Source organism: Photobacterium sp. R1 (assembly GCF_054600795.1).
Genome location: NZ_BAAHZP010000385.1, coordinates 1 through 299 on the forward strand (window position 1 = coordinate 1; position 299 = coordinate 299).

Below are 299 nucleotides of genomic sequence, written 5' to 3' on the forward strand. Positions count from 1 at the left end.
GGGACGTGGTGGCGCATACGGTTGTGAGTGGCGCCAGGCAAAAACTGGCGGGACTGCAGCACTCGCTGGGCCAACGCCGTCGCGATCTGGGTGAAATCGTCACTGAAGAATGGCAGCTGGCCCCGCCAGCGCTGGAGATTGCCCATTTTGCCGACCAGGTCGACGAAGCCGCTTCACAGCTGGCCCGTCTGGAAGCCCGGATTCACAAGCTGGCTGAACGGCTGGCGCAACCCATTACCCCATCCTGATAGCCATGAGCCGTTTTTCCGAAATTAAGCGCCTATCCCAGATTACTGCCG

The 299-nt window shown here is 60.5% G+C and carries 1 pseudogene; it reads left to right on the forward strand.

Going from position 1 to position 299, the window contains the following annotated elements:
• Window positions 1–248: pseudogene (locus ACYP03_RS25530) on the forward strand (hypothetical protein); the annotation flags it as partial.
• Between the last annotated feature and the right edge of the window lie 51 nt (window positions 249–299).